Below are 2,320 nucleotides of genomic sequence, written 5' to 3' on the forward strand. Positions count from 1 at the left end.
CCTGGACTGGTACGTGGCCAACGGCCAGACCCCGGCCAACATCGACGAAGACCCGGGCGTGGTGTTCGTGCGTGGTGTGTTCGCCGAGTTCAAGCGTCGCGGTTCCAGCACGGTGGTGATGGGTGCCTCGTTCCGCTCGACCGCGCAGATTGAAGCCCTGGCTGGCTGTGATCGCTTGACGATCTCGCCGGACCTGCTGGAGAAGCTGGATGCTGATTTCGGCGAGTTGCCGCGCAAGCTGGTGGCTGGTGCTGCCGAAGCGGTGAACGTCGCTGCGATTGATGAAGCGACGTTTGATGCGGATATGGCGGCCGATCCGATGGCCACCGAGAAGCTGGCTACCGGTATTGAGGCGTTTGCGAAGGATCTGCAGACTTTGCGTCAGCGGATTGCGGATGAGTTGGGCGGCTGACAGCCAAAGCAATGCCCGATTACTCCCTTCTCCCGCCGGGAGAAGGTGCCCGAAGGGCGGATGAGGGTAAGAGCGAAGCCTGGAGATAATTGGCTCCAGGCGGCTTCGCCCCCTACCCTCACCCCAACCCCTCTCCCGCAGGGAGAGGGGCTTTCAACAGCTTTTCGACACCCGGCTCCCTCTCCCTCGTGCCGGGGTCACCGCAGCCGGCCCCCTGTGCCTGGTTGCGGCTTTTCTCCCTCAGCGCGAAATCATCTCGATGAAACGCGCTACTCGTGTGTACGGCGGCCGCAGCAGATCACTGCCGGCCCGGCGGGTTTGCCACAACACCGGCAAGCGCTTGCTCATCGCATCGAAACCGGCCTTGCCGTGGTACGCGCCCATACCACTCGCGCCAACGCCACCAAACGGCAGGCCGTTGATCGCAAAGTGCAGCAAGGTGTCATTGACGGTGACGCCACCGGCAATGGTCTGGCCGACGATCTTTTCCACCGTTGCCTTGTCATGGCTGAAGGGATACAGGGCCAAGGGCCGGTCACGGCCATTGATGGTGGCGATGGCCTCGTCCAGTGAACGATAGCTGCGAATCGGCAGGATCGGCCCGAAGATTTCGTCCTGCATCACCGTCGCGTCATCGCCCGGTTGCAGGACCAAGGTCGGTGGGAACAGCCGCTCGCGCCGCGAGCGTTCGGCATCGATGTCAGCCAGCGGCAATACCTGCAGGCCGCGCGCGCGCGCGTCATCCACATAGCCCTGCAAACGCTGGTACTGGCCTTCGTTGATGATGCGGCTGTAATCGGCAGCATCACTGAAGTCGCCGTAACGCAGCTGCACCTGCGCACGCAGCGCGGCAACCAAGGCATCAACCCGTGCTTCGTCGATCAACACATAATCCGGCGCGATGCAGGTTTGACCGGCGTTGAACCACTTGCCGGTCGCCAGGCGCGCCGCAGCACCTTCCACTGGATAATCCGCGGCCACCAAGGCCGGTGATTTGCCGCCAAGCTCCAGGGTCAACGGCGTCAGATGCTGCGCGGCGGCCGCCATCACCTTGCGGCCAATCGCGGTGGAGCCGGTGAATACCAGATGGTCGAACGGCAGGCCGGAGAACGCAGAGGCCACGCTGGCATCGCCCTGCACCACCGCCACTCGATCGGCGGTGAATACCTCGGCCAACAAGGACTGCAGGAAGGCCGAACTGTTCGGCGTGTGCTCGGACGGCTTGAGCATCACGTGGTTACCAGCGGCAATCGCCGTTGCCAACGGCACCAGCGCCAGATTGACCGGGTAGTTCCACGGCGAGATCACCCCGACCACGCCCACCGGCACCGGTCGCACCTGCGCCCGCGCCGGCCAGAAGCGCCAGCCCACGCCAATCCGCTCCGGCTTCATCCAGCCGCGCAGGTGCGAGAGCAGATGGTCGATCTCGCCAGTGACGGTCATGCCGTCGGCGATCACTGACTCGTGTTTCGAGCGATGGCCAAAATCAGCGGCGATCGCTTCGGTCATTTCCGGAATGCGTGCCTTGAATGCGGCGCGCAGGCGACGCAGATCGTCACGACGCTGTGTGTAATCCGGCTTGTTCCGCTGCCAGGCTTCGCGTAGTTGCATAAGACGCTGCGGCAGATTGCCTGAATGGTCGGTCTGTGGATCCATGGTGCCTCCCCAAGATCAGCGGCCACTGTAAACCTGTGTGTGTTGAGGAGTGAAGGGTTGTTTGCAAAGCGGGCGTGATGTGCTGCGCAAAGTCGGGAGCGAAGGCGGTGGAGCTACCCCTCCCCAACCCTCCCCTGCGCGTTGCGCAAGGGAGGGAGCGAAGCAGCGTTACGCCAGGTTTGCACGTAGCCAGCGCATCACCGTTTCAACTACACCCAGCTTTTGCGGCACGTCCAAAGCATTTGCACGCGC

Annotated in this window: 2 protein-coding genes; one reads left to right on the forward strand and one right to left on the reverse strand. The window is 63.2% G+C overall.

The genetic code is table 11. The features are described from left to right. Window positions 1-412: transaldolase family protein (locus tag AC1VWL_RS19260; RefSeq protein WP_482987748.1), on the forward strand; the 412-nt coding region annotated here is incomplete at its 5' end. Between the two features lie 240 nt (window positions 413-652). Here the strand turns inward: AC1VWL_RS19260 and AC1VWL_RS19265 are convergent. Continuing rightward, on the reverse strand, window positions 653-2,068 hold the full coding sequence (locus tag AC1VWL_RS19265; protein ID WP_482987749.1) for a coniferyl aldehyde dehydrogenase: 1,416 nt from the start codon (window positions 2,066-2,068) through the stop codon (window positions 653-655). Window positions 2,069-2,320: the final 252 nt, after the last annotated feature.

The organism is Stenotrophomonas sp. STEN063 (assembly GCF_056854515.1).